The sequence below is a fragment of the Bradyrhizobium sp. HKCCYLR20261 genome, assembly GCF_051168435.1.
GTDB lineage: Bacteria > Pseudomonadota > Alphaproteobacteria > Rhizobiales > Xanthobacteraceae > Bradyrhizobium.
Map to the genome: position 1 here is coordinate 11,564 of NZ_JBNPUZ010000028.1, position 25,656 is coordinate 37,219.

Consider the following 25,656-nt stretch of genomic DNA (forward strand, 5'->3'; position numbering starts at 1 on the left):
ACCGACCCGATCCATGTCGTGAACTCGCGGCGCGCGCGCGTCAGGATGGTCATCACAGCGCCCTTCCTTTCTCCCTGAGCATCGCGGGGCTGCTCACATCGTCCCGCCATGACAGGATGCGATAGGGATCGTCGCCGTCGCCCAGCAGGATGACGGCCTCGGCCGCGGCCCGCCGGCCGGCATCAAAGTCGATCGTGATCCGCACCCGAAACGCATCGCCGACGTCCAGCGTCGCACCGGCTCGCGCTGGTCCGAGCACGGACGATACCGACCTGGCGTCCCGACGCAGCGCGGCGCGCTGCGCGAGGAAGGCCTTGAGGAGATCCTGGGTCATCCCGGGCAGCGCAGCGACGACCTCGGGTAGCGCTTCCAGCGCATCGACCTCGCTACGCCCGCTGAAGACCGTCACGAAAGGCATCGCCTGGTCGACGAGAGCCGGCGGGATGTTCAGCACCAGCTGAAGCTCCTCGGAGCTTGCAAAGGGGGCGCCGCGCGGGACGTAGTCCACGCCGGCCGTCCGGTAGAGCTCGCGCTCGGCGTCCGGAGCATTGTCGCCCGGCGCGGTGCGCCAGCCAATGATTCGTTGCGCATAGTCGCCGGCCTTCTCCGGGCGCGCTCCCAGCGCCACGAACAGATTGGCGAGCATCGGCCTGGAGGCATGGTTGAGATCGATGCGGGCTGCTTCCGACCGGAACGCGACCGACACCTGCGCATGGTCGAGCCTGAAGGAGAAAGCCCCCGCGGGCGCGCGCTGCGGCCTGGGCACGGCAGATAGTTTGTAGGCTGCGAGTTCGAGACCGGCCGAGACCAGCGCGGCAGACCGGAGCCGGGCATCATCGAGCGACAAACGTTGCGCCGTGCTGACCAGGTAGACCGAAAGCGCTCCGGCCAATCCGGCCAGCGCGATCACGATCCACAACGCTGCAACGAGCACGAATCCGCCCTCGCGGTCGTGACGGAGGTGATCCACGGCATCCGTTGCGGCGCGCATGATCATGGCTCCGATCGCGCCGCGGCACGTCCGACGGTGGCGCTCGCGGGCAGCAACGGCGTGTCGCAGGTTCGGTCCGCCGCGCTGCAGACGCTGTCAGCTGGAGCCGAGACATGGATGACCGCGATGCGCGAGATCGATGGCGCGCTCGCATCGCTCGCGTTGCGGACGGTCACCCGCACCGCGGCCGGCAGCGTCTCGGACGCGCGCCACGACGGCATCCAGTTGCGGTCGGCACCCGCATAGGCAAACGAGACATGATACGGCGCCTGCAGCAGCACGACCGGCTCGGCCAGCGCGCGAGCGCTGCCCGGCGCGAACGCAGCGCGTCTTCGGCTCAGCACCGCGCCATCGCCCTCCCCCGCCTCGGCGATCCGAACCAGCTCGAGCCCGCGGCCGCTCCGAAGACCGAGTGCCACCCGGACGAAGCTGACCGAGGTCTCCGATCCGTCGAACAGCACGGATTTGGTCTGGCCGTCGGGCCGGATGAATTCCGCCGCCGCGATGTCGGCGCTGATGCGGTCGAGCGCGACGCTCAGGGACTCATTGCGCTGGATGCGAAGCAGCCCGCGATTCCAGTTCGGCATCCATTGCGCGGTGATCGCCGCAAGAGCCGAGACCAGCAGTCCCATCAGCGCCATCGCGACCAGCGCCTCGATCAGCGTGAAACCGGCTTGTGGATCTTTACATCGGCGCGCCATCACTCGGCCTGCCTTCGGAACAGACGGATGGTCTCGAGCTCCATCGTGGCGCCCGATGGCGACCGCACCTGGAGCACGATCTTCTGCGGCGTCCAGGCAGATGCACCGGGCTCGGCCGCGAGCGGCTGAGCCTGTGCGCGCCAGGTATGCGCCACCGTTTCCCCGGACTGCATTCCCGACGCCGGCAAGCGTGACGGGAATGCCAGCCACAGCGCATTATGGGCCGCCTGCACCAGCGCCACGTGCTGCTCCAGCTTACGGCTTCCACGCGACGACGAACCGGTCAGCGCCGCAATCGCGACGAGCGACACCGCCACGATCGCGAGCGCAATCAGCGTCTCGATCAGGGTGAAACCCGCGGTCGCGTTATGGTCTGGTGAGGCCGGCATTCGACGCCACTTCGATCCTTCCCGTCAACCAGTTGACCCGGATTTCGTAGCCGGCTTCGCCATGCGCGAGCGCGACGATGCCGCCGCACGACATGCCGGAGCCGAAAAAGCTGATCGTGTCGAACGCCGGCCGATCGACGCAATTGCGCGGCAGCACCGTCTCGAGCCGTACGTCCTCAGGCAAACGGACCACCTGCCCGCTCGTCCCCGAGCGGATCGTCCGTGCCGGCGCATCGATGCGGGTCTCGACCGCGCGCCCGTGTCGGATCGCGGCGTTGCGATCGGCCTTGAGCAACGCGGCCGCTTCGAGCGCATAGGCTTCAAGTCGCGGCCGCGAAGTCTGCCTGGACATCGCCGGCAACAACACGGCCGCCATCAACGCCACGACCGCAAGCCCGCAGACGACTTCGAGCAGCGTCAACCCGGCCATGCTGCCGTCCGGATCATTCATCGCTAGCGCACCCCGACGGTGACCGATGAGGAGATGTCGGCCGCGAGATCCGTGCCGCCCTCCTGGCCATCAGATCCGTAGGAGAGGATTTCGTAGGGGACGTGCTGCCCGGGAGACCGGTAGACATAGGCATGGCTCCACGGATCGCTCGGAACGCTCCCTCCCTTCAGGTAGGGTCCGGCCCAGCCCACAATCGTCGATGCTGGCCGCACCAGGGCAGTCAAGCCTTCCGACGTCGTCGGATAACGGCCGGTGTCGAGGTAGAACAGATCGAGCGCGCTCGAAAAGCTCTGGATCTGAATGCGCGCCGTCTTCACGCGGGACTCGTTCAACGACGACAGCACGCGCGGCCCGATCAGGCCCATGATCATCCCGATGATGGCGATGACGACCAGCATCTCGACCAGCGTGAAGCCGCTCTCGTCACCGCATCGGCTGCGCAGACGCCGCATGGCGGCGCTGGTCGCTGGCTGTGTCATCTGCTGATCTCCTCTACCCGACGAGTTGCGTCACCGACAGCAGCGCGCTCATCACCGACACGATGAGGCCGCCGACGACGGCGCTGATGAGAATGATGGCGGCGGGACCGACGATGCCGACGATGCGATCGAGGCTCCGCTGCAGCTTCGCCTCGTAGAACTCGGCGATTCGCCCGGCGAGCACCGGCAGCTGTCCGCTCTCCTCGCCGATCCGGATCATCCGCGTCGCCATCGACGGCAGAACGTCCACCGCATACAGCGCATCCGACAGCTTGCCGCCGTGACGCACACGATCAGCCGCAGCGTTCCATGCCGCCCCGCTGCCGGTCACCGACATGATGTCGAGGAGAATGCGCAGGCTCGCCGTCAACGTCAGCCCGCTGCCGAGCAGGATCGCAAGGTTGCGGCAGAACAGGCTGGTGCGGTACGACTGGAACACCGCAGCGAGACCCGGCAGCCGCGACAGCCGCGCGATCAGCGCGATGCGCACACGGGCGCGACCGAGCAGGACGACAACTGCAATCATCAGCGCACTCGCTGATGACGCTAGCGCGAGAGCGTTGCCGCGCACGAAATCCGAGATGTCCAGGAACGTCGTGATGGCCGCGTCGCGATCGGCGCCGAAATCGCGCAGCACGGCCGAGAACTGCGGCAGCACGACCACGAAAAAGAACAGCATCACAAGGCTGGCGGCGACCAGGACGAACAGCGGATACTGCATCGCGTCGCTCAGCTTGCGCCGCATCGCCTCAGAGCGCGCCCGCTCGGCGCCGAGCAGTTCGAGCACGTGGTCGAGCGTCCCCGACGCTTCCCCGACCCGCACCAGCGCCAGATACATTGCAGGAAACTGCTGGGGATGCTGCGCCAGCGCCTCCGCCAGACTTTCGCCGGCCAGGACACTCGATCGTACCCGGCCGACGACCGGACGCAACCGGCCGATATCGGCGTCGCCTGCCAGCAGTTCGAGCGACTCTTCGAGCCGCGCGCCCGCCTTCAACAGCAGAGCCAGATCGCGCGTGAAGGTCGTGACGTCGGCCGGCGAAGGACCACCGAACCAGGCCAGCGTGTCCCGCGCGGCAGAACCCGCAGGACTTTCCTCGAAGGTCTCGATCGGCATCAGCCGCAGATATTCGATCCGGTCGATGACATCCTTGGCCGTCGCGGCCGAGATCGTGCCGTGCACGACGTCACCCTTCTCGGTCAATGCGCGATAGCGGAAGGTGCTCACCTGTTCACCTCAGTGTCGTCACGCGCAGGATTTCAGCGACCGACGTCACGCCCGCCCGGCACTTGGTGAGGCCATCGTCGAGCATCGTGGTCATGCCGCTGTGCATCGCAGCGCGATCGATCACGCCCGCATCGGTCTTGCCGTGAACCATCGACCGGATCTCGGGATCAAGTTCGAGGATCTCGAAGATGCCGAGGCGGCCGCGATAGCCGGCGCCGCCGCAACGCTCGCAGCCGGCCGGCTCATACACGGTCTCCCCGGCATTGAGGCCGACCGCCTGAAAGCGCGGATCGGCGCGGAGATCGTCGCCGCTCAGCCTGCGCCGCGACTTGCAATGGTCACACAGCCTGCGGACGAGCCGCTGCGCGATCACGGCGCGCAGCGTGGAGCGAAGCAGAAAGTCCTCGACGCCGAGGTCGAGCAGCCGCGGCACGGCGGCCGCAGCGTTCTCGGTGTGCAAGGTCGTCAGCACCAAATGGCCCGTGAGCGCCGCGTGAACGGCGACATGGGCGGTCTCGCCGTCACGCACCTCGCCGACCATGATCACGTCGGGATCCTGCCGCACGAACGATCGCAACGCGCTCGCGAAGGTCAGACCGATGGCCGGCTTGACCTGCGACTGGTTGATCCCCGGGATCTCGTACTCCACCGGATCCTCAATGGTGAGGATCTTCCGCGTCGGTTCGTTGAGGATCGACAGTGCCGTCGCGAGCGTCGTGGTCTTGCCGCTGCCGGTGGGCCCACAGATCACGATCATGCCGTGGGGCAGCGCGAGCAGCCGGCGCAGCGCTCGATCGTCATGGCCGGCGAAGCCGAGCTTCTCGATCGACAGCAGTCCGCGGTCCTTCGGCAGCAGCCGGATCACAGCGGATTCGCCATGCTGCGTCGGCATCACCGCGACACGGGCGTCCAGCTCGAAGCGGCCGATGTGAAGCCGCGCGGCACCATCCTGCGGCAGGCGCCGCTCCGCAATGTTGAGCCCGGCGACGATCTTGATCCGCGAGATCACGGCCTGTGGCAGCACGCCGCCGGGCGCCGGCAGCGGCTTCAACAGACCATCGACCCGCATCCGGATCGACAGACCGTTCCGCATCGCCTCGACATGGATGTCGCTCGCGCGCAGCTCGACCGCCTGCTCGAACAGATCATTGACGGCGCGCACCACCGGCGCACCGGTAGCCAGGTCGCGCAGGCTGTCGATGTCGTCCTCGCGCAGCTGAGGCTGCGCCGGCTCGGAACGCCCCGAACTTTCGTCATCGCCTGCCAGACGGTTGAGCACGGTGAGGATGTCGTCGGACGATGCCACCACCAGTTCGACCGGACCACCGAACACCAACTCAGCCGCGCGCACCGCCGCCGTATCGCGGGGGTCGGCGACCGCCAGGCAATGCGGGTGATGCGACGATTGAAACGGGAAGATGACCGTCTCGCGCAGGAAGCGGCGGGAGAAGTGCTCAGCCAGCGGCCGGGCCGCGAGCAGATCGGCCAACGCGATCCGCGGCAATCCGAGCTGGCGCGCAATCGCGTCGGCGAATTCGGGCGAAGCCTGATCGAGCGCCTCTGCTGCCCCCTCGGCCGGCGTCCGCAAAGTCGCGCCCCCCAGCGCAGCTCCATTCGGAGCCAGCGGAGAGCCCGCAGGACGGTCGACCGCGTGATGAGGAAACGTCGAAGCCATGGCGCTTTCCGAGGATCGTGCCCGATCACCTCATGCCGAGGCCGAGATGGAGAGCCGTCGTCCGAGACCTTACGTTTTCGATTTCAAAGATGACGCTTATGAGATGGACGACTTAGAACAACTACAAACCTGGTTCTGCTGCGACGACACGATGGGGACCGAGATGCGCGCGCTGCCAATCCAGCGACAGATGCTGGCCTTCCACGATCTGTGCCTGCGACATCTTCGAGGCGACGGCATCGCGAATCCGCAGGTAAGGCTCGCGCAGACGCAGCGGCGCCGCGGCCGCCGCGAGGTTCAGCCATTTGTAGGCCAGCACCAGGTCCTGATCGACGCCATGGCCCTTGTCGTAGCTCAGCCCGAGCAGATGCTGCGCCGCGGGCTCGCCCCGCTCGGCGGCTTCGATGTAGAGCTCGACCGCGGCATCGTAGGACTGCGGAACGCCAAAGCCGTTGTCGTACATATAGCCGAGCGTGGTCATCGCGCGCGGATCTCCCCGCTGTGCGAGAGGCACCAACAAGGCGGCCGCGCGGACATAATTGCCTCGCGCGAACGCCGCCCACCCGTCACCGCGGGGCCGGGCTTCGGCGCCGACAAGGCCGAGCGACAACGCCAGGACGCCGGCTGTGATGACCGAATGCCACCTCATCGCGTCGTCCGCGACGTCTGGAGGGCGCTGGTCGAGACCGGCCTGATGGTGCCGCGCAGTTTCGAGCGGAGCTCCTCGGCGACATAGTGGGCATCGGTGCCATCGCGGATGATCTGCGGGCGAATGAAGATGATCAGCTCGGTGCGGCCCCGCGTGCGGTCGGTGTTGCTGAACAGCTCGCCAAGGCCCGGGATCTGGTCGATGCCCGGAACGCCGCTCCGGCTGCCCTGGCGGGTCTCGCTGATGAGGCCGGCGAGCAGCACCGTCTGGCCGCTCGCCACCGCAACCGAGCTCTTCACCTTGCGCTGCGCTACCGTGGGCGTGAGGCTGTTGGCGGTCTGCGGCGCGACGTTGCTGATTTCCTGCTCGATCTCCAGCCGCACATTGCCGTTCTCGTTGACCCGCGGCGCGACGCGCAGGATGATTCCGGTGTTGCGATAATCGATCGTGTTCACGACCGTGTTGTTGGTGGTCAGCACGGTGGCGCTGCCGGTCGAGACCGGCACCTGGTCACCCACCTGCAACGTCGCTGCCTGATTGTCGATCACGACCAGCGAGGGGTTCGACAGCACCTTGACGTCGGTCACCGTATGCAGGGCGCTCAGGATCGCGCTCGGCTGCGATTCCGAGCCGATCAGGAAGTTGAAGCCCGGGAATGCGCGATTGAGGAAGGCGTTGGTGATCGTGCCGGCGGCCGACGCGACCGTCGCCGGCGCTGAGGTCGAGGTGGTGTTCAGCAGTGACCCCTGATCGGGGCGCAGGCCGAGATTCTTGCTGGTGAGGAAGGCCTGCACGCCGTAGTTCAGATTATCGTTGAGGGTGACCTCGGCGATGGTCGCGTCGATCGCGACCTGCAGCTGCGGTCGATCGCATTGCCGCAGCGTGGCTTCGATGATCCGGTAATTCTCACGGTCGGCGTAGATCAGCAGCGTGTTGTTGACGACATCGGGCGTGATCCGCACGCCGTCCATCAGCGGCTTGCCGCTCCCGGAGGACATGCGCGGCTCCGCGGGCGCATCAGCCGGCGCAGGCGGCGGCGTCCCGCCGAAGCCGCGCGTGGCCACCAATCCGTTGCCGCCCTGCTGCTGGCTCGAGAAACCCGATTGCGCCGTAGTCCCCGCGGCCGACAGCCGCTCGCCGCTTGAGCTGGTCGTGGTACCCGATCCCGGAGCGATGTCCGTCGACGACGCGTCGGCCGCGCTGCCTGCGCTTCCGATGAACATGTCGTTGAGCACGCGCGCCATCTGCCGCGCTTCACCGTATTTCACGCGGTAGACATGCACGCTGTTGCGAAGCGTGTTGCCCGCGTCCAGCCGCTTGATCCAGGTCTCGGCGGTCTTCAACAAGGCCGGCTTGCGGCTGATCACCATGATCGCATTCATCCGGCTGATGGTCTGGAACTTGACCATGTTCTGGCCGAGCCCGCTGTCGCCGGTATCCATGATCTTCTCGAGCTCGGCGACGATCGGCTCCGGATTGCCGTTGGCGATCGGGAAGATTCCGACCGACTGGCCGCGCATCCAGTCCGCATCAAAGCTCAGCGCGGCCTCGGCCGCGGTGCGGCGCTCCGCGCCCGTTCCCTGAATCAGCAGCACGTTGCGGCCGGGATCGGCGCGCACCACGCCCGGCTTGAGCGCGAAGCTGTCGAGCAGCTTCAGAAGCGTCGGCGCCGAGACATATTGCAGAGGCAGCGCCGTGATGCCGTAGCCGGCTTCCGCCGAGGCGCCGGAGGCATCGACGGTGCCGGCCCCCATCGCCTCGCCGAGCGGTATCAACCGATAGCCCGACCCGTCGCGGACGAGCGCCGTGCCGGAGAGGCGGAGCGCGTTTTCGAGCACATACGCAACATCGGTCTTCGCGACCGGGCGCACCGACGACAGGCTGACCGTCCCCTGAATTCGCGGATCGATCGTGTAGCCGACGCCGAGGATATCGCCCAGCATCACCTTCGCGACCGTCGCAATCGGCGTGTTCTCGAAGTTCAACTCGAACCCGTTGCCGACCGCCTGCGAGTGAGCGGCGACCTGCTCGACCGGAATCGCATTCGTGGCCGGCGCTTCCGCGCGCGCGTCGCGTGCGCCCCGGATATCGTCGTTGCCGCCGTAGATCTCGGCGCGCGCACGGCGGGCGGCCGGAGACTGCTCGGGCATCACCTGCCTCGGATAGCGCGGTGAAAGATCGAGCCGTCCCACCTTGTCCATGACGTCGTCGCGGTTGTCACTGCCGAGCGTTGCGGGATTGCAGCCCGCCAAGGCCAAGGACAGGCCGAGCGACATGACGGCCGGCATCACGAGCATGCGGACCCGCAATCGATCGCGTCCAGAATCAACGATATTCAACACTCACCCGCCCACCCGATGTGCCGAGTCTTCCGTCGGTTAGTCCCGGGACGGCGTGACCTCCACGCCGGCCCGGGGGATCGTCCGCGCCCTACCAGAGCCAGCCGACGCCGGCGAGCACCCGGTCGGACATCGCACCGGCAGCGCTGTGGTCGATGACCTTGGTGTAGTTGAGCTTGTAGACCAGGCTCGGATTCGGGAAGATGGCGACGCCGACGTCGTGGAACGTCATGTCGCCGCTGCCCGTGACGTTGTTCAGGCCGTTTCTGAGATCGGCGCCGAGCATGCCGGAGGTCTGGAAGTTCTGCCGCGTATAGCGATAGAAAGGCACGATGTCGTAGTCGTTGGGCGCGCGGAAATGATAGGCGATCTCGCCCGAATAGCCCCACATGGTCTTGCCGACATTGTTCGTGTCGTCGAGATCGTTGTTGGCGCGCAGGTTTTCCGGATTGGAGAAATGCACATAGGCATATTCGCCGCGGAACTCCAGACCGGTGTTCGGGACGCGATAGCGGGCCTCCGTATTGAAGATCGTCATCGCGTTCTTGCCGAGCAGCGTCTCGGTGCCGTCCGCCTCCGTGGCATAGGCGCCGCGCGGCGTCACATTCGGCGAATAGTAGATCGCCGAGCTGCCGGCGAACCCGGGCAGGAACGACGGCGCGTAGCTGAGGCGGAACGTATAGGCGAGCTGGTTGCTCAGCTGGCGGTAATCGCCGATCGGTGCCTTGGACAGCGCGAGCGCCTCCGAGCCGCTGATGCCCGCCTCGTAGCCACCCGAAACGATATGGCCATTGTCGCCGCGATGGGCGAAATCGTCGCCGAAATCCTCGGCGCTCTGGCTGACCTGGAACTGGTAGTTCAGGCCGTCGACGATCTTGCCGTAGAATCCGGCCGACGGCGCGTACCAGGTCGTCGGGATCAGGCCGTTGGCGAGCTCGGGACGGCGCACGCTGTAGAACAGGGTCGGCTCATGATACAGATTGATGAACGAGATCGGGATCAGATCGATACCCGGCGACCGCAGGGTGAAGTGGTCGTTGAACTTGATGTCGAAGAAGGCCTGCTCGACCTCGATCGCGCCATGCAGCTTGTCATCGTTGTCGAACGCCGTGCCGCCATGCTCCCATTCCAGCTCGGCATTGAAAGTAATGTAGTCATTGACCTGATAGGTCGGCAGCAGCACGAGGCGGGCCATATCGAAGCCGTTCTGCCACTGACCGTTCGCGGCCGGGTTCTGCATCGAGCCGAGCTTGATTTCCCCATACATGCCGATGCGCATGCCCGGCACGGGTGACGGCGCCGCACCGAACAGATCCCTGCCGGGCGTTGGCGGTGGCGCCTTGAGATCTGACGCCGGCAAGAACTTCGGCTTCGGGTCGGAGTCGGCGAACGCTGCCGCCATGCGCGAGACCGGAGAAGGCGACGCCGTCTCCTCGGCTGACGCAGAGGCCGTCTTGCCGTCCTTCGGGCCCGCGAACGGCACCGCGGTGACACCCGGCTTCGCGGCAGGCTGGGCCATATCCCACGCCTTCCCGTGCGTGTCCTTCGCGCCGGTCAGTGCCACCGAGTCGGAGGGACGCCGCGACGCCAGCGAGGCGGACTGTCCGACACTCGTCTTCTTCGCCTTGGCATCCTTGAGCTCGACCTGGAGCGTATTGATGCGCTGCTCCATCGCGTCGAGCTTCGCCATCAGCGCCTTGACCGCCGCTCCCTCAGCGGGGCGCGCATGGGACTCGTCGGCGGCTCTCGCCGCGACCGCGCCGAGCGCCAATGTCGATGCCGCCGCGAGCAACGATGAGACGATCATCCCGCGGCTGCGCGCTGCACGAGCACCGCGACAATTCCTCAGAGCCCCGCTTGGAGACACCGGGGCGCCAGTGCGCTGGGCATTGCAGCTTATCAAGACCATTCGTCGGACCTCCCCATGATCGAAGCGCGGGCGATTTTCCCCTGCCCGCGCCACAGAACCGCTCGTGCGCAACCGCGCCCCATTCGCGCTAGAAGCGTGCGATGTCGATACTTGAGAAGCGTGCGATGTCGATACTTGGGCTCGCCGGCGATGCTCGCGTGTCAGCAGTTTGACGCCATCAGCAGGACGGGTCCCTGGGAGCATGGCAGGCTGCGGTCGACCGATGACTCCGTCGTGCGTCAGGACGATGCTAAGTCGCTCAACGGCCTATTGATTGTTCCGAGCTTCATGCGCCGCACGCGAACAACCAACAGCTGGTCCCCAGCGGTTGTATTTGCATCGTCGCGCAGCCGCGCAGCGGCCGGCGCCACAGTTTTTCCGGCGCGGCCGTACTTCGATAGACATTGCGGTCGGGCGATGGCGCAGCCTGGAGACCGGTGTTGAAATCAAAAGATAAAAACGGTCAGCCGGCCGGAGTGAGATTGCGGCGAGATGACGCATGATGAGTTCAATGAGCGTTGCAAACGCGGAAGCAAATACCTGCTGCCGACGATCAAGGCAGCTCATGACACGCGGCGACTGACTGTTTAAAGAAATTCTAAAACGCCATCGTCCGGCGTTCGCCCGATTCCTTGGAATGATTACAAATCAGTTGGTTCGGCCAACTCATCAGGCCATCACGCGATGATCCTCCCATCATTACGCCGCATTGCCTTCCCCTATTGCTCATCAGTTAGTACGGCCTGACTTGCTCGTTACAGTATTCGTGCAGATGGCAGGCCGTCGCTATCCATGTCTGTTGATCGCGGCCGATGATCGCGACAGAAATTACTGCAAGGCAACACGAGTTCGAAAGCAGGCTTGTCAATGAACCGATTGCTTCGCTCCAGGGCGACCATGATTGGAGGCGCGTCATGAACGCAATCCATCGGTTGGAGATGACGACCGGACCGTTGCAGACGTTGCTCGGTCATCTCGCCGAAGCAGTTGCGCACGATGCGTCGACGATCGAACGCCTGCCAGATTGTTCGCTCACGGTCGAACGGCGCCAAATCATTCATCAGCACGAGCTTGAAGGACTGCCCGGCGTCACTTTCAACACGTTCGATGCGGACGGCCCGGTGTGGCTGTCGATCGAATGCCTCGCCGCAACCGAGCCGCCGGTCGTCGCGGACGATCTCGTCCGGTGGATCGACGTGTCCTCCGATCCGGACCGGCGCCCGTTGGTCCGGCAGCGTGTGACGATCACGGTGCAAGCCGCGGAAAAGGAGCGGCTGATCGCGGACGGCGATGCCCGCGCCGAGCACTGCACGCCTGCGGCCGGCCACGAGGATGGCGTGGGACTCTGGAGCGTGCGGCTGTGCCTCGAGCAGCGCGCCGACCTCGTGCAGCGCCTGGAGCACTATCTCGGCGGCCCGTGGGCAGCCTGGGCAGGCGCCGAGCGGCCGCGCCGCCGCACCATCGCGATCTATCAGACCCTGCGGGAGCTGGCGCGCGCGGACGGTGCCGCGGGCCAGCAGCGTGGTTGCGAGATCGTGTGGGGCATCGGCGTCACGCGGTGGCGCCGCCATGGGCATGAGCTGGAGCTTCCGTTGCTCGAGCGGCTGGTCACGATCGAGGTTCTGGACCGCGCCGACGCTGAAATCAGGATCAGGCCGCGGCTGGCGGCCGCGACGGCACATCTGAAGCCATTCGAGGCGCTCTCGCCGGCCACCAAGCTCGCGGCGCATGCGGCCGAGCAGATGCTCGAGCGCGGCGCGGAGCTTTCGCCCTTCCAGCCCGCCACCTTCGAGCCGATCCTCAGCGCCATCGGCTCGCAGCTGGACCCGCAAGGGATCTATTGTCCGACGCTGCCGGATTCAGCGCTCGTGCTCCCCGAGGAAAGCGAGCAGCTGGTCGTCTCCGACCGATGGGTGCTGTTTGCGCGGCCGCGCTCGGACCTGCTGCTGCTGCGCGACATCGAACGCCTGAGACGCGCGATCGACTACACGCCCGGCGCCGAGTGCTGCCTCGGCCGCATGGCGCAGCTCCTGCTCGGCGGCCCCGATCACGACGGCCATGACGGCCCGCGGCTTCGGCTGTCCGGTGTGATCGGCGAGCGGATCGATATCGCGCCGGAGACGCAGGTCGCCACCGATCGGGGGGACCTGTTCTTTCCGCTTCCCACCAACTCCGACGAGATGGAGATCGTACGCCAGCTTCGCCGCTCGGACGGGGTCATCGTCAGGGGCGCAAGCGGGCCGGACCGGAGGTCCGCGATCGCCAATGTGGTCTGTCATCATCTCGCGCTCGGTCTGCGCGTCCTGATCGTTTCACGGCATGACATGGCGCTGTCGCTGCTCGCGACCACGCTGCCCCGGCCGATCCGCGATCTGACGCTCGATCTGACCGGCTCCGACGCCGATGTGTTGAAGCGCGCCGAGGGCGTAATCAGCCGGCTGCAGTCGATCATCGACGTGACGGGCCTGCGTGATCAGGCCGAACAGGTCAATCAGCTCGAGCAGAGCATCATCTCGACCAGTCACGCGATCAGCCGCCTCGACGACGAGATCGCCGACATCGCAAGCCGCACGCTCCTGCGCTCCGGAACGAACGCCCCGTCCTTCGAGGACCTGGCCACGCTGGTGTCCGACCGCGACGCCTATGCATGGTTCACGGATCGGCCTCTCGGCTATCTCGGCGAGAGCGACCTGCTCGTGGCGGCCGTCGAACAGGCTCGGGCGGCGCGGCTGCGGCTTGGCAACGACCTCGCCTTCGTCGACGATCCGCTGCCGGATGTCTCAGCCCTGCCGGACACCGCGACGCTGGTGCGTCTGCATCGGGGTCTGCAGCCGGTCGCTGTATCGATGCCAGTCGACGGCGACAAGGACGAGCTGGCGCGGCACGTCGTCAATGCCCTGGAGCCGAACGGCGCGGAGAGGTTCGCCGATGATCTCGATGCGCTTGCTGGGGCGCACCGGGTGGTCGCCGGCGAACCCTGGCTCGCCGCCTTGTCGCCGCTCGGCACGCAGCCCGATATCCTTCCGACCAGCGCGATCCTGGTCGATTTTGCCCGCGACGCGTCATCGCTGTTGACGCGGCGGAGCAGCTTCCTGGTGCGGCCGGTGGAGACGCCCACCGACGCGTTTGCCAGCGACCCCTTGCTGGCGGTCATCGAACGGCTCGCGTCCGGTCAAAGCGCGGTCGCGACATTCTCGCTGTCCGGGCGTGCGCTGAAGCGGACGCTGGACGACATCAAGGTGTCGGGCTTCCGGCCCAAGAGTGCGGCCGATTGGGCCCATGTTCGCGACTATCTCCTCTGGCGGCGTCACCTGCACTCGCTCGACGTGCGATGGCGGTCGCTGGCGGAAGAGATCGGCGCGCCCACGCCGGAGCAGGACGGGTCCAACACGCTTCACGTCCACGAGCGCGTCGTCAGGCAGGTCGAAGTCGCGATCGTGATGGCGGAGCTGGCAAAGCGCAACGTCGTCACCGCCGCTGCAAAGCTGTCGATGCCTGACGATGCGATCGCCGGCCTGCTCGGCGACGCCTCGCGGCTGACCGCGCTGGCAGCTGCGATCAGGAGCGCCGCGGCGCGCGCCGCGCAGCAGCGCAACGAGCTCGCGAGGCTGACCGAGCTGTTTGGTGGCGGCGGGTCGATCAACGCGCAAGTCCGGGCCGACATCCTGTCGCAGCTTGGCCGCGCCGACATCGACCTTCGCGACATGGAGACGCGATGGAGCGCGATTCGTGCAAGGCTGCAGAGGCTGCACGATCGGCGCCAGGACCTCGAACTCATTCGCGAAGTCTGTGAGTCCGTGACCGAGGCCGGTGCAGGGGCGCTCGCCCGGCGGATCCGAACCGAGCCGGCGCGCCGGGATCACAGCGATCCGGTGCTGGTCGCGGACTGGACGATGGCCTGGAACTGGGCCGTGCTGATGCGGCAGACCGAAGGTGTCGGCCAGCATCAGCGGCTGCATGATCTGTCAGGCCAGCGCGCGCTCTTGGAAACGCGGCTGCGCGAGCTGTTCGAGCAGGTGGTCGTTGCACGGATGCAGTTGCACCTCGCGCAGAACACCGGCGGCGCTGTCCGCCAGAGCTTCGATGTGTTCCTGACCACGCTGCGCAAACTGGGGACGAGCTGTTCCGGTCCCAATGCCGGCCGAATGCGTCAGGTCGCGCGCGAGGCCCTCGAAACCTGCCATGACGGCATCCCCTGTCATCTGCTGCCCGCCTGGCGCGTCGCCGAGCAATTGCCCGCGCGTCTCGGCGCGTTCGACCTCGTCGTGGTCGACGACGCATCGCAATCGGACCTGCGCGACCTCACCGTCCTGCTCAGAGGCCGGAAGGTTCTCGCCGTCGCAGATGAGCTTGTGAGAGAAGGGACCGACAATCCGGCTCGCGTCGATGTCGGAGACATCGCTCCCGCCGGTCTCGGCGGCCTGCCGCTCTCGCTGCGCCAGCTGATGCCGGCAAACGCAAAGCTATGCGATCTGCTCGAACGGCTGTTTCCGAACCGGGTGATCCGGCTGCGCGAGCACGCCCGCCGGATCGATCCGCTCGCGATGTCGATGGCGGCCCCGTCGCAGCCATTCGCGCCGCTGCAGGCTCCGCCGACCATGTCGGATGTTGCGGCAGTCTCCGCAGACGCGTCGGAAGATCAACTCTCGGCAGCGCTGGAGGATGAGATCGCCAGCGTCGCCGAAGGCCTGTCGCTCGCGCGTCAGGAGCGGCACGCCGAACCGCCCTTGCCGGCAGAGGCGTCGCCGCCGCCGTGGCTGCGCAGCCGGGCAGATGCGGCCAAGATCGATCGCGACATCCATGCATCGCACGGACCGCACGCGATCGATGATCGAGTCGTGGAGACGGCGCCGGCTTTCGCCGATGTCGCAACAACTCCGATCGCCCGTGCGACGCCGCCATCGGAAGCGACGACGCCCGTCAATGCCGATCCGGCGCATCTCCATGCGATCATCGCATCGGCGCAGCGACGGCGGCCGCTCGATGCCGGCGCGCCGATGCGGCGCCCCTACCGCAGCCGCGCCATTGCCGCGGCCGCGGTCATCGCGGTGGCGCTGGCCGGCGGTTCGATCTACTGGCAGCCGGCATCCAGCCGCATCGCAAGCTCGTGGGGCTCCGTCTCGAGCCAGTTGGCGTCCTGGACGGCGGCATCGCCGACGACAGCGGCGCCGGCGAGCACCGAGCCACGCAAGGTCACTGCGGAGCGAATGACGACGGGCGCCGCGAGCATGGCGGGCCGCGAGACTGCGGGCTTGCCGGAAAACCTTCCGTCGCACGCCGTGCTGTATCAGGAGGATTCGCAGGATCCGCTCGGCAAGCGCTATCTCGGCAAGGTGACCTGGCGCGTCGAGCCGGCCGCCGGCAGCGTGCCCACCTCCATCAAGGGCGACATCGAGATCGACAAGCGGATGAAGGCGACGCTGTCGCTGCGGCCGAACACCGAGAACGACATGCCGGCCAGCCATATCATGGAGTTGAAGTTCAACTGGCCGGATGACCCGGCTCATGCGGGCGTCGACACGCTGAAGGGTGTCAGCATGAAGATGAAGGAGGCGGGCCGCGGCGCCGCCCTGGCGACGCTCACGGCCAAGGTGACGCCGGAATTCTTCATGATCGCGCTCTCGGCCGGCGAGGTGGACGCCAAGCGGAACGTCCTGCTGCTGAAGGGCAAGGAATGGATCGATATTCCGATCGTCTATAACGGCGGCAGCCGCGCCGTTCTTGCGATCGAAAAGGGAGCAGACGGTGATCGCGCTTTCAAGGACGCATTCAGCGCCTGGGGACAATGAACGGGACGCCGTGCCGGGGCATGGCGGTTCGCGTGTGAGCGGCGGGATCAACGTCCTCAGGCCGTCGCTCGCCCCTGCCCCCGGCGGGCCCGAGCGGTCGCTGGAAGCCGTGAGCTATCCGGTGCCTTGCGACCAATGCGGCCGCGTGGTGAATGTGGCGCTGAGCGCGCTGCGCGCCCCGAGCTTTCAAGACCTCGCCGAGCAGCTTGCATGCCCCGACATCCAGGCCCGCCGCAGCAAGCGCGGTGGGCTGCTCATGATGATGTGCGGCGCTCTGAAGCAATCGCTTGCCGAGCGCTGCGACCGGGCCGAGGTCGAGGCCACCGCGCCTGTTCGCGGCGAAGCCGGCCGCGTGGTCTGCAACATTCCCGGCGTTTCCATCGCTCAGCATACGCCGCAGGAGGCGCGCAGCCTTGCACTGATGTGGCAGGCGCACGGACAGACCAGGCTGGCGGCGCGGCTGCGCGACGCCGCGGCCAGCGCCGAGCGCCGTCCCCTGCTCCGAACCGGCATGGCCGCCGGCCTTGCGCTCCTGCTGTTCGCGATGGCAGGCAGCTGGCTCCTGCTCACGCGCCAGCCCACCACATCCCCGCCAGCGCCGCCGCAAACCGCCGACGCGCCGGCCGCTGCGTCAGACCTCGCCAGCGCAGAAGCTCCGCAGCGCGCGGCCATGGTGCAGGCGGTCGCCAGCGCGACGGCGACGGCGCCGCTGCAGGATGTCGCCGCCACCACCGCAGCCGACGAGGCGCCAACCGCAAAACTCCCGGGCGCTGTCGCCGCCGCGGAGGCCGCGCCCCCGACGCCGCCGACACAAGAGCCGGAAGCACCGCGAACCCGCCTGCCTGATGTCGTCATGATCCCCGGTGGAAGCTTTGCGATGGGCGGCACGGAAGCCGCCGAGCTTCCGGTCCATCGTGTCACCATCAAGCCGTTTGCGCTCGGCAAATATCCGGTCACGATCGGCGAGTGGCGGGAATGCGTCGCCGACAAGGCATGCGCGGATGTCACCAGCGGACCGGACGACAATCCCGTCTCCAACGTCAGCTACGATGATGCGAAGGACTACCTGGCCTGGCTCTCCCGAACCGTCGGCAAGCCATTCCGGCTACCGACCGAGGCGGAATGGGAGTATGCGGCGCGCGCGGGAGCGAACACCAAATACTGGTGGGGCGATCAGATGCGCGCCGGAATGGTCAACTGCCATGGCTGCAACGAGGCGGGCGCGCCGCCGCAGCTGATGAAGGTCGGACATTTTCCCGCCAATCCGTTCGGCCTGTTCGACATGGGCGGCAGCGTCGACCAATGGGTCGCCGACAGCTGGCACAAGACCTATCAGGGCGCGCCGTCGGATGGTTCGGCATGGATCGACGAGCAGAGCTTCATCCGCGTCATTCGTTCCGGCTCCTGGAAAAAGGACGCGAGCTATGCGCGGAGCGGAAGCCGCGATCGTTATGATGGACGGATACGCTACCCGACACACGGCTTCCGCGTGGCGCTCTCGCTCTGAGATGAGCTGCATCGAGGTCGCCGACACGGCGCTCATTCGATGCAGCATTTTATAGGAATTCTGATCGAAATCGCCTCGCGAGGCTGAGGGGAACCTCAATTCCGCCGCGCTTGGTTCGATTGATAGTCTGCCCGTTCGGGTCCGTTGTTTTCCAGATTTGTGAGCAGAGCGTTGTGAGTAACAAGACATCCGTGCGGTCGGCGGCGCAATCCGGATTGATGACCCGCCGAGATTTTTCCATTGCGCCGCTCTCCCTTGCCTGCGTCGCTTTCGCTGCGTCGCTGACGCTCGCCCCGCATTCCTCGTGGGCGCAGAGCAGGAGCGCGCCCAAGGACGCCTACGTCTACTTCATCTCGCCAACGGATGGAGACACCGTGAAAAGCCCGTTCTGGTGTCGCTTCGGTCTGCGCAACATGGGCGTGACCCATGCCGGTGACAGCTTCTCCAATACCGGCCACCATCATCTGCTGATCGACAACAACGAACAGATCAGCCCTGGCGAACCCATCCCGCAGGACAGACACCATCTTCACTATGGCGGCGGCGAGACCGAGGCCCTCATCGAGCTGCCTCCGGGCAAACACACACTTCAGCTCGTGATGGGTGATGGCATGCACTTCAACTTCGATCCGCCGCTGATGTCGAAGAAGATCACGATCACCGTCGAGGGCGGATCAAATCGCCGAAACCGTAGCGCCGCGGAGACGCACCACCACAAGAAGCCCATCCGCGCGGCACGCTCCGCCGAAACCTCGACAGCAGAAGCGCCGCCGGACGATCCGTCGAAGTCGGCCGGAGCGCTCGACTTCCTCAAAGGGCTGCTGTCGGGCACGAGTGACGCCGGCACGAAGTCACCGCGTTGAGACATGCGCGAGGGGCCTGCTACCAAAGCAAATTGTCGCTGATCGCCCCGCCAGTTCGGAATACGACGAAGTCGCGAGTCCACAATCGACAGCATAATGGGAGCTGGCGAATTCGACGGGGCTTCGTGAGCTGGCGGCGGCATTTTGTCCTGTTCGGCAAGTCGCGAGAAAAGCCGTCACGGAGTGAGCAGGCAAGCAGCGTGAGGGCCGCGGCTTGAGGTGAGTAGAGCTGGCCCAGCCATCGTTCGCTGTCTGCAATTCTCCAGCGCGATCGGCCCAAGCCCGTCCGCCATCTTCGCTTAAGAATAATCTACTTGCTATTTTTCAGAATTCATGGTTTTCTGTCTCCATCCCGGCCCGCGAGAGGGGCGCTTCGCGATCGTCACGAGACGTGGGGCCGGAGATGCGGTGGCCGTAAGCGTGCTGCAGCGGGTGTGATGCCTGCCGACGAACAGCGCGCTTTGCGGACGTGAAAGCGCGTGGTTCTGGCCTCCCGGTGCTGAGGCCAAGCTGGTGGGGATGATCCGCCGGCGACGGGGTCAAGAAGCCGGTCCCCGAGGAGATCGCGCCATAAGCGTGAAAACCATCGCGCGGGGAATGCCGGGTCCTCGGCTGAACCTGTGGTGACTGCCGCCTGCTTTTTTTGCTGCAGGCGGGCCATGGGTGCGGCCAGCGCCCGGCATTCCCCGCGCCCTCTCATCTTGCGAGGGCGGAACGACCGGCACAACTCGGACGCTCTAGCGCCGCGAGACGAAGTCCCACGCCTTGCGCGACAGGCGTCACGCCGGAACGAACCGGAAACAGAATGGGATTTTTAAGGAGAGAGGGATGGTGCGCTCGGAGGGACTCGAACCCCCACGGTGTTACCCACTGCCACCTCAAGGCAGCGCGTCTACCAATTCCGCCACGAGCGCGAAGGAGAAGCCGGAGCCTGGAAACAGGCGGCACCGGATCAGTGGCGCCCGTGTATCAAATCGATCTCGGGGGGACAACCCCCGCCCTGCCCTAAAATACCGGATTGTGGATGGTTTTTGCGTCGCCCCGCGACCCTATCGCGTCGTCGGGGTCGGCGAGCGCGGCAGCATCTGCTTGACCTCGACCGCAATGCGGTTGCGATCGACCAGCACGACGCCGTTGGCGATCGGCAAATTGTTGGCCAGCACCTTGACGTCGTCGGCCTCGGTCGCGTCCAGCTCGATGATGGCGCCGCGCGACAGGCGCAGAACCTGGTGGATGGGCATTGAACAGGTGCCGAGCACGACCATCAGGTCGACTGTCACTTTATCGAGGGTTGACACTGCGAGAGCACCCAAGTCACTGGAATCCGTTGCCCCAGAGATCACCATGTTACGGTTAGCCAATGGTTAACAGCCGCGAAACCCTCGACCTGACCAGCTTTGCCGGGCCGCCCGGCAACGCGGTCGCGTGGCGCATCTCCGATTCGCTGGTCGACTATGCCGAGGCGACCGCCGCCATGGAGGCGCGGGCCGCGGCGATCGCGGCGCATGAGGCGGCGGAGCTGGTGTGGCTGCTCGAACACCCGCCGGTCTACACCTCCGGCACGTCCGGAAAGGCCGAGGACCTGCGCGATCCCCGGTTTCCGCTGCTGTCGACCGGACGCGGCGGCCAGGTCACCTATCACGGCCCCGGCCAGCGCGTGGCCTATGTCATGCTCGACCTGAAGCGACGCCGGCCGGACGTGCGGGCCTATGTCGCGGCGCTGGAGGAGATGATCATCCGCACCCTCGACGCCTTCAACGTGCGCGGCGAGCGGCGCGAGGATCGCGTCGGCGTCTGGGTCAGGCGCCCCGACAAGGGCGCGGGCCACGAGGACAAGATCGCCGCGATCGGCGTGCGGCTGAAGCGCTGGGTCAGCTTTCACGGCATCGCCATCAATGTCGAGCCGGACCTGTCGCATTTCCAGGCGATCGTGCCCTGCGGCGTCACCGATCCGCGCTACGGGGTGACGAGCCTCGTCGATCTCGGCCTGCCCGTCACCATGGCCGATGTCGACATCGCGCTCCGGCAGGCCTTCGAGAGCGTGTTCGGCGCCGTCGCTGCCGACCTCGCCGCGACCGCCTGAACTTCAGGTGCCGCGCTGCGGCGGCACATCGAGCTTGGCCGCGACGTAGCGGCGTTCCTGGCTCAGGCCGCCGAAGCCATAGGCGTCGGCCTTGACCTCGTCGACATGCAGGTAGGTCTCGTGATGCAACGGACCGATGAGCTCGGACATGCGGTCGAACACGGCGGCGAGATAGGCGGCCTTCTCATCCTTGGTGTTGGTGCCCTCGCTGACATGGACGTCGATCCAGTAGCTGGCGAGCCCCTGCTCCGCCAGCGACGCACCGCCCGCGAACCAGTCCGCGGCGTCCGCTTCGGACACGATCACTGCGGTGACCTTGGGGTCCTTGCGCAGGATGCGCGCCGTCAACTCCGTGACGGCATCGGCAATGTGCTTCTTGAGCGCCGGCTGGCGGCGCGAGCTGGCGTAGATGATGTTGATCAACGGCATGGTCGGCTCCCTTTTCGAGCGCATCGCTGCGCCTCATCAGCAAAGCTAGCCGCGGCCTCTCCATTTTGGTATCTTATCGTACCGGATATCAATGATAACGGTCTGATATGACAGCAACGCTCGACATCGCCACCGTCCGCGCCTTCCTGCTGGTGTCGGAGCTTAAGAGCTTCACCCGCGCGGCCGAGGCTCTCGGCACCACCCAGGCCGCCGTCAGCCTGAAGCTGCAGCGGCTGGAGGCGCTGCTCGGCAAGCGGCTGGTCGAGCGTTCGCCGCGCGCCGTCCGGATCACGGCCGACGGCGCCGCCTTCGCCGAGCATGCCGTGGCGCTCATCGCCGCGCATGACCTTGCACTCAGGGGAAAGCCGGTCGAGCGGGCGCTTCTCTCGCTCGGAATCAGCGACCATGTCGCCGGTCCCGAACTGGTGCCGATGCTCGAACAGCTCCACAGGGCCACGACGGATCTGGCGCTGTCGGTGAGCATCGCCTTCTCGCGCGACCTGCTCGACCGCTACGACGCCGGGCAGCTCGACGCCGTCATCGTGCGGCGCGAGGCGAGCCGCCGCGGCGGCGAGACGCTGATCACCGACGAATTCGGCTGGTTCGCGGCGCCCCGCTTCCGTCTGCCGCCCGACGGCGCGCTGCCGCTCGCGACCCTGGCGCCGCCCTGCGGCGTGCGCAGCATCGCCGTCCGCGCGCTCGACCGCGCCAAGCTCGCCTTTCGCGAGACATTCGTCGGCGGCGGGGTCACGGCGGTCACGGCCGCGGCGCGCGCCGGCCTTGCGATTGCGCCGCTGGCCCGCCGCATCGCGCCGAGCGGACTGATCGAAGTCGGACCGGACCTCGGACTGCCGCAGCTCGGCCGCTCCAAGGTCGTGCTCCATGCCAAGGTCGGCGACGCTGCCAAGCGAGCCGCGTTGCGCACACTGGCCGCGGCCTTTCGGAGCGCTGCAATGTCGAATGAATTGACGTGACCGGGACGTGATGTAACATGCGTTAACAATCGGAGCTCAGGAGCAGCGGCTTGAACCGTCTCTTGACTGCAGCAGACCTCGTCAGCGCCCCGGCCCATCCGAGCCCGGCACCTCACGGTCTCGAACCCCTCCATCGTCACGCGCTGATCCGGACCTCGAATGCGGAGGTGTTGCGCGACCTCGCGGACCGGCAGCTCGGCGCCGAGCGGGTGGATTTACGGCACGCCGAGCGTTTCGAGACGATCGTCAATCTCATCGAGCTCGAAACCATCGGCCTCGGCTTCGGTACGTCGACCTGCGATATCGTCTCCGACCATCGGGCAGCCGACTTCATCAGGGTGCAGATCGCACTGAAGGGGCGCGCCATCAGTTGCGCCCGCGGCGAAGCAACCGACGTGAACGAGAATCAGTTTGCCGTGGCGCCCGCCGGCGTGCCCTGGCAGATGGCTTGTCAAAGCGGCCATCGCCGCCTGACATTGCGCCTCGATCCGCAGGTGCTGCGGCAACGGCTGACCGCGCTGGCCGGCGCGCAGCCGCGGGCCGATTACGCGATTGATCCGGCCATTCCCGCCGCGGATCCGCAGGCCCGTAGCCTGATGCGCCTGCTGGATTTCCTCACCACCCAGCTCAACGAGCCTGGCGCGGTGTTCCCGGCCGCCGTCTACCGCGAGCTGGAGGACGCCGTGCACGTGGCGTTTCTCTGCGCCAGCCGGCATCGCTTCCGCGACCTGCTGCTGGACCCCAGCCCGATGCCGGATTTCGGCCTCGTCAAGCGGCTGGAGGATTACATCGAAGCCAATTGGCGCGAACCGATCACGATCGAGCGGCTCGCGCGCGAAGCCGGCGTCAGCGCGCGCTCGATCTTCCGCCTGTTCGAGCGCGTGCGCGGCTATTCGCCGATGGCGTTCGCCAAATCCGTCCGGCTGCGCCGAGCGCACGAGATGCTGCGCTCGGGCGATCCGGCGGTGACGGTTGCCACCGCGGCCGCCGCCTGCAACTTCGCCAATGCCGGACATTTCGCCCGCTACTACCGCGCCACGTTCGGCGAGCTGCCGTCGGTGACCATGGCGCGGGCGGAGCGCAAATGACGGTTCGGGCATGGCGGCTCACAGGATCGATTCCAGCGCGCTGCGCAGGCTCTGGTGCCGGAACACGAAGCCGCTCGACAGCGCCTTGTTCGGCACCACGCGCTGCCCGCCGAGTAGCAGCTCCTCGGCAAAGTCGCCGCCGATCCGGCGCAGCAGCCCGGCCGGCACGCGCAGCAAGGCCGGCCGCCGCAGGCAGCGCGCGAGCTCGGCGGTGAAGGTGAGATTGCGCACCGGCAGCGGCGCCGTCGCGTTGACCGGGCCGACGATGCCGTCGGTCGCGATCACATGGGCGATGAGCCGGACCAGATCGTCGCGCTCGATCCACGACATCCATTGCTGGCCGGAGCCGAGCGGACCGCCGAGCCCGAACTCGAACGGCGTCAGCATGCGCGCCAGGAAGCCGCCGTCGCGGCCGACGACGAGGCCGATCCGCAGCAGCGCCACGCGGACGCCCTGCACCTCGGCGGCGCGGGCCGCCTGCTCCCAGGCCTCGCAGAGATCATGGCTAAAGCAGGCATGCGACTTCGCGGACTCCGTCAGCGGCTGGTCCTGCCACAGGCCATACCAGCCGATCGCGGAGCCGTTGACCAGCACCCTCGGCTTGCGCTCGAGCCGCGCGATCAGGGTGACGACCGCTTCGGTCGTCGTCAGGCGCGACTGCAGGATCGCCGCGCGCTTGGCTGCGGTCCACGGCGCGTCGCCGATCGGCTCGCCAGCGAGATTGACGATGGCATCGATCCTAGTGTCGGAGGCGATCTGATCGAGATGGGTGATCAAGGTCAGCGGCGGTGGCAAGGCGGCCGCCCGGCCGGGATCACGCACCAGCGCGATGACGTGATGGCCGGCCGAGCTGAGGCTCGCCACCAGGCGCGCCCCGATGAAGCCGGTTGCCCCCGTCACGAGAATGGTCTGCGCCGGCGGCAGAGCCGCAACCAGCCCTTCCGCGTCGGGCCGCGACATCCGGGACAGCCGCGCCACGGCGGCGAAGTCGCGCACGCCGCACAGGCCGGCGCCCACCGCGGCAGCGGCCGCGATCCAGCTCAGCCAGCCCGCATAGGCCGGCACGATCGCAGGCGGGCGCATCGCCCAGTCGATCAGCACGGGCACCAGCAGCATCAGGATGGCGCCGTAGTTGATCGCGAGCAGCGTATGATTGATGCGCTCGCTGGGCGGCAGCTTGCGGGTCAGGTCCTCCTCGACGAAATCGGTCAGCGTGATCGCGATCTCCGCGACCAGCACTACAAACACGAGCAGCGCGAACAGGCCATGCGGCTCGCACCAGCCGAGAACGGCGAACAGCAAGGCATAGAGCAGATTGCGGGCGCCGTGCAGCTTGAGTTCGCCCTGCTGCGACGGCCGCCAGGCCAGCCGCTCGGTGAACTCGTGATGATAGAAGGTGTCGAACACGCCCATTGCGACCTGCAGGGCGATCAGGGACCAGAGCAGCGGCGTCATGGTGAGGACTCCCGGAACGTGGCGCTCTGGCGGATGATCCGGCCGAAGCGCGGATGGACGATCTCGAGCGTGAAGCGGAAGGCGCCGCCGCCGAGATCGGAATGCGTGACGGTGAGATCGCCGGGCGTCAGCCAATGCGGCAGGCGCCAGCGCCGGCCGGCGAATGCAAGCGTGTAGCCGGCACTGTGAAACGCGAGCGCCCCATCACTCACGCAGACGCGCAGGCTCATGCTCAGGGCCCAGCCGAGATATTCCTCGAGCCCGGTCGGCCCGGCGAAGCGCTTGGCCGAGTGGATGACTTGAGGAAAACCATGCGGACGGCCGCAGATGCGGGTCCAGATCTGGCCGCCGCTCGCCGCGTCCTCCGTGACCGCAACGATCATCGGCACGCCGGTCGCGGTCGAGGTCGGCAGCGGCCCGCCGATCAGCCGCGCGGCCTGCGCGAACCAGAAACCGGCACGGCTCATCTCGGCCTGATCGACCTCTCCGACATAGACCACCGTCGCGCCCTCGGCGAGCCGCTTGGAGAAGCGGCGCCAGATCGACACCGGCAACCGGCCCCAGTCCTCCGGCGACAGCAGCGCGCGAAAGCGGTGATCATCATGGAGCCTGGCGTTGGAGGGCGCTGAAAGTCCGAGATGCCGGTGGCTCACCATG

The 25,656-nt window shown here is 66.8% G+C and carries 20 protein-coding genes and 1 tRNA gene; 6 read left to right on the forward strand and 15 right to left on the reverse strand.

All coding sequences use genetic code 11. The features are described from left to right. Positions 1 to 52 precede the first annotated feature (52 nt). From ACQR1L_RS33765 to ACQR1L_RS33810, 10 genes are all read right to left on the reverse strand, one after another. Positions 53 to 997 (reverse strand): general secretion pathway protein GspK, encoded by a 945-nt coding sequence (locus ACQR1L_RS33765; protein WP_434862225.1) that lies wholly within the window; start codon positions 995 to 997, stop codon positions 53 to 55. Beyond that, positions 994 to 1,692 (reverse strand): PulJ/GspJ family protein, encoded by a 699-nt coding sequence (locus tag ACQR1L_RS33770; protein ID WP_434862226.1) that lies wholly within the window; start codon positions 1,690 to 1,692, stop codon positions 994 to 996. The genes ACQR1L_RS33765 and ACQR1L_RS33770 overlap by 4 nt, the downstream gene beginning before the upstream one ends. Beyond that, positions 1,692 to 2,081 (reverse strand): PulJ/GspJ family protein, encoded by a 390-nt coding sequence (locus ACQR1L_RS33775; protein WP_434862227.1) that lies wholly within the window; start codon positions 2,079 to 2,081, stop codon positions 1,692 to 1,694. The genes ACQR1L_RS33770 and ACQR1L_RS33775 overlap by 1 nt, the downstream gene beginning before the upstream one ends. Then, complete coding sequence (locus ACQR1L_RS33780) at positions 2,059 to 2,511, reverse strand: pilus assembly FimT family protein (RefSeq protein ID WP_434862228.1); 453 nt, start codon at positions 2,509 to 2,511, stop codon at positions 2,059 to 2,061. Before ACQR1L_RS33780 ends, ACQR1L_RS33775 begins: the two co-directional genes overlap by 23 nt. A gap of 23 nt (positions 2,512 to 2,534) precedes the next feature. Continuing rightward, positions 2,535 to 3,011 carry a type II secretion system major pseudopilin GspG gene (gene gspG / locus ACQR1L_RS33785; RefSeq protein ID WP_434862229.1) on the reverse strand — a complete coding sequence of 159 codons (477 nt, stop codon included), beginning with the start codon at positions 3,009 to 3,011 and terminating at the stop codon, positions 2,535 to 2,537. 13 nt (positions 3,012 to 3,024) lie between these two features. Further along, positions 3,025 to 4,239 (reverse strand): type II secretion system F family protein, encoded by a 1,215-nt coding sequence (locus tag ACQR1L_RS33790; protein WP_434862230.1) that lies wholly within the window; start codon positions 4,237 to 4,239, stop codon positions 3,025 to 3,027. Positions 4,240 to 4,243: 4 nt separating this feature from the next. Beyond that, positions 4,244 to 5,914 carry a GspE/PulE family protein gene (locus ACQR1L_RS33795; RefSeq protein WP_434862231.1) on the reverse strand — a complete coding sequence of 557 codons (1,671 nt, stop codon included), beginning with the start codon at positions 5,912 to 5,914 and terminating at the stop codon, positions 4,244 to 4,246. 121 nt (positions 5,915 to 6,035) lie between these two features. Then, on the reverse strand, positions 6,036 to 6,395 hold the full coding sequence (locus tag ACQR1L_RS33800; protein ID WP_434862232.1) for a tetratricopeptide repeat protein: 360 nt from the start codon (positions 6,393 to 6,395) through the stop codon (positions 6,036 to 6,038). Positions 6,396 to 6,559: 164 nt separating this feature from the next. After that, positions 6,560 to 8,860 carry a type II secretion system secretin GspD gene (gene gspD, locus ACQR1L_RS33805; protein WP_434862233.1) on the reverse strand — a complete coding sequence of 767 codons (2,301 nt, stop codon included), beginning with the start codon at positions 8,858 to 8,860 and terminating at the stop codon, positions 6,560 to 6,562. Positions 8,861 to 8,993: 133 nt separating this feature from the next. Continuing rightward, on the reverse strand, positions 8,994 to 10,709 hold the full coding sequence (locus tag ACQR1L_RS33810; RefSeq protein ID WP_434862234.1) for a hypothetical protein: 1,716 nt from the start codon (positions 10,707 to 10,709) through the stop codon (positions 8,994 to 8,996). A 1,016-nt stretch (positions 10,710 to 11,725) separates the two neighbouring features. Between ACQR1L_RS33810 and ACQR1L_RS33815 the strand changes: the two genes are divergently transcribed. From ACQR1L_RS33815 to ACQR1L_RS33825, 3 genes are all read left to right on the forward strand, one after another. Next, positions 11,726 to 16,600, forward strand: coding sequence for a helicase (locus ACQR1L_RS33815; RefSeq protein ID WP_434862235.1), 4,875 nt, complete (start codon positions 11,726 to 11,728; stop codon positions 16,598 to 16,600). A 34-nt stretch (positions 16,601 to 16,634) separates the two neighbouring features. Beyond that, positions 16,635 to 18,107 (forward strand): SUMF1/EgtB/PvdO family nonheme iron enzyme, encoded by a 1,473-nt coding sequence (locus tag ACQR1L_RS33820; RefSeq protein WP_434862236.1) that lies wholly within the window; start codon positions 16,635 to 16,637, stop codon positions 18,105 to 18,107. Positions 18,108 to 18,280: 173 nt separating this feature from the next. Then, positions 18,281 to 18,970, forward strand: a complete 690-nt coding sequence (locus ACQR1L_RS33825) for a DUF4399 domain-containing protein (RefSeq protein ID WP_434862237.1) — start codon at positions 18,281 to 18,283, stop codon at positions 18,968 to 18,970. An 829-nt stretch (positions 18,971 to 19,799) separates the two neighbouring features. On the opposite strand, the gene ACQR1L_RS33830 is transcribed toward ACQR1L_RS33825, so the two are convergent. Beyond that, positions 19,800 to 19,884, reverse strand: a tRNA-Leu gene (locus tag ACQR1L_RS33830). A gap of 135 nt (positions 19,885 to 20,019) precedes the next feature. Further along, a complete protein-coding gene (locus tag ACQR1L_RS33835) occupies positions 20,020 to 20,316 on the reverse strand; it encodes a FliM/FliN family flagellar motor switch protein (RefSeq protein ID WP_434862238.1) in 297 nt (98 codons plus the stop codon). 14 nt (positions 20,317 to 20,330) lie between these two features. On the opposite strand from ACQR1L_RS33835, the gene lipB reads away from it, so the two are divergent. Further along, the gene (gene lipB, locus ACQR1L_RS33840) at positions 20,331 to 21,053 is read left to right on the forward strand and encodes a lipoyl(octanoyl) transferase LipB (RefSeq protein WP_434862239.1); all 723 of its coding nucleotides are present in this window, start codon (positions 20,331 to 20,333) and stop codon (positions 21,051 to 21,053) included. A gap of 3 nt (positions 21,054 to 21,056) precedes the next feature. Here lipB and ACQR1L_RS33845 read toward each other — a convergent pair whose 3' ends face one another. Further along, positions 21,057 to 21,482, reverse strand: a complete 426-nt coding sequence (locus tag ACQR1L_RS33845) for a tautomerase family protein (RefSeq protein WP_434862240.1) — start codon at positions 21,480 to 21,482, stop codon at positions 21,057 to 21,059. Positions 21,483 to 21,589: 107 nt separating this feature from the next. Between ACQR1L_RS33845 and ACQR1L_RS33850 the strand changes: the two genes are divergently transcribed. Together ACQR1L_RS33850 and ACQR1L_RS33855 are read left to right on the forward strand one after the other, a co-directional pair. Then, entirely contained in the window at positions 21,590 to 22,456 is an 867-nt protein-coding gene (locus tag ACQR1L_RS33850; protein WP_434862241.1) for a LysR family transcriptional regulator, read from the forward strand. Positions 22,457 to 22,506: 50 nt separating this feature from the next. Further along, positions 22,507 to 23,544, forward strand: coding sequence for a helix-turn-helix domain-containing protein (locus tag ACQR1L_RS33855; protein WP_434862242.1), 1,038 nt, complete (start codon positions 22,507 to 22,509; stop codon positions 23,542 to 23,544). 18 nt (positions 23,545 to 23,562) lie between these two features. Here ACQR1L_RS33855 and ACQR1L_RS33860 read toward each other — a convergent pair whose 3' ends face one another. Next, entirely contained in the window at positions 23,563 to 24,999 is a 1,437-nt protein-coding gene (locus tag ACQR1L_RS33860; protein ID WP_434862243.1) for a TIGR01777 family oxidoreductase, read from the reverse strand. Further along, on the reverse strand, positions 24,996 to 25,655 hold the full coding sequence (locus ACQR1L_RS33865; protein ID WP_434862244.1) for a DUF4166 domain-containing protein: 660 nt from the start codon (positions 25,653 to 25,655) through the stop codon (positions 24,996 to 24,998). Before ACQR1L_RS33865 ends, ACQR1L_RS33860 begins: the two co-directional genes overlap by 4 nt. Between the last annotated feature and the right edge of the window lies 1 nt (position 25,656).

Excerpts from the sequence above, each read along its gene's own strand:
- ACQR1L_RS33850 (WP_434862241.1), top strand. The coding sequence starts at position 21,590 with ATGACAGCAACGCTCGACATCGCCACCGTCCGCGCCTTCCTGCTGGTG.
- lipB (WP_434862239.1), top strand. The coding sequence starts at position 20,331 with ATGGTTAACAGCCGCGAAACCCTCGACCTGACCAGCTTTGCCGGGCCG.
- ACQR1L_RS33835 (WP_434862238.1), bottom strand. The coding sequence starts at position 20,316 with ATGGTGATCTCTGGGGCAACGGATTCCAGTGACTTGGGTGCTCTCGCA.
- ACQR1L_RS33775 (WP_434862227.1), bottom strand. The coding sequence starts at position 2,081 with ATGCCGGCCTCACCAGACCATAACGCGACCGCGGGTTTCACCCTGATC.
- ACQR1L_RS33860 (WP_434862243.1), bottom strand. The coding sequence starts at position 24,999 with ATGACGCCGCTGCTCTGGTCCCTGATCGCCCTGCAGGTCGCAATGGGC.
- ACQR1L_RS33865 (WP_434862244.1), bottom strand. The coding sequence starts at position 25,655 with ATGGTGAGCCACCGGCATCTCGGACTTTCAGCGCCCTCCAACGCCAGG.
- ACQR1L_RS33800 (WP_434862232.1), bottom strand. The coding sequence starts at position 6,395 with ATGACCACGCTCGGCTATATGTACGACAACGGCTTTGGCGTTCCGCAG.
- ACQR1L_RS33765 (WP_434862225.1), bottom strand. The coding sequence starts at position 997 with ATGATCATGCGCGCCGCAACGGATGCCGTGGATCACCTCCGTCACGAC.
- ACQR1L_RS33845 (WP_434862240.1), bottom strand. The coding sequence starts at position 21,482 with ATGCCGTTGATCAACATCATCTACGCCAGCTCGCGCCGCCAGCCGGCG.
- ACQR1L_RS33815 (WP_434862235.1), top strand. The coding sequence starts at position 11,726 with ATGAACGCAATCCATCGGTTGGAGATGACGACCGGACCGTTGCAGACG.
- ACQR1L_RS33795 (WP_434862231.1), bottom strand. The coding sequence starts at position 5,914 with ATGGCTTCGACGTTTCCTCATCACGCGGTCGACCGTCCTGCGGGCTCT.
- ACQR1L_RS33780 (WP_434862228.1), bottom strand. The coding sequence starts at position 2,511 with ATGGCCGGGTTGACGCTGCTCGAAGTCGTCTGCGGGCTTGCGGTCGTG.
- ACQR1L_RS33770 (WP_434862226.1), bottom strand. The coding sequence starts at position 1,692 with ATGGCGCGCCGATGTAAAGATCCACAAGCCGGTTTCACGCTGATCGAG.
- gspD (WP_434862233.1), bottom strand. The coding sequence starts at position 8,860 with ATGCTCGTGATGCCGGCCGTCATGTCGCTCGGCCTGTCCTTGGCCTTG.
- ACQR1L_RS33810 (WP_434862234.1), bottom strand. The coding sequence starts at position 10,709 with ATGATCGTCTCATCGTTGCTCGCGGCGGCATCGACATTGGCGCTCGGC.
- gspG (WP_434862229.1), bottom strand. The coding sequence starts at position 3,011 with ATGACACAGCCAGCGACCAGCGCCGCCATGCGGCGTCTGCGCAGCCGA.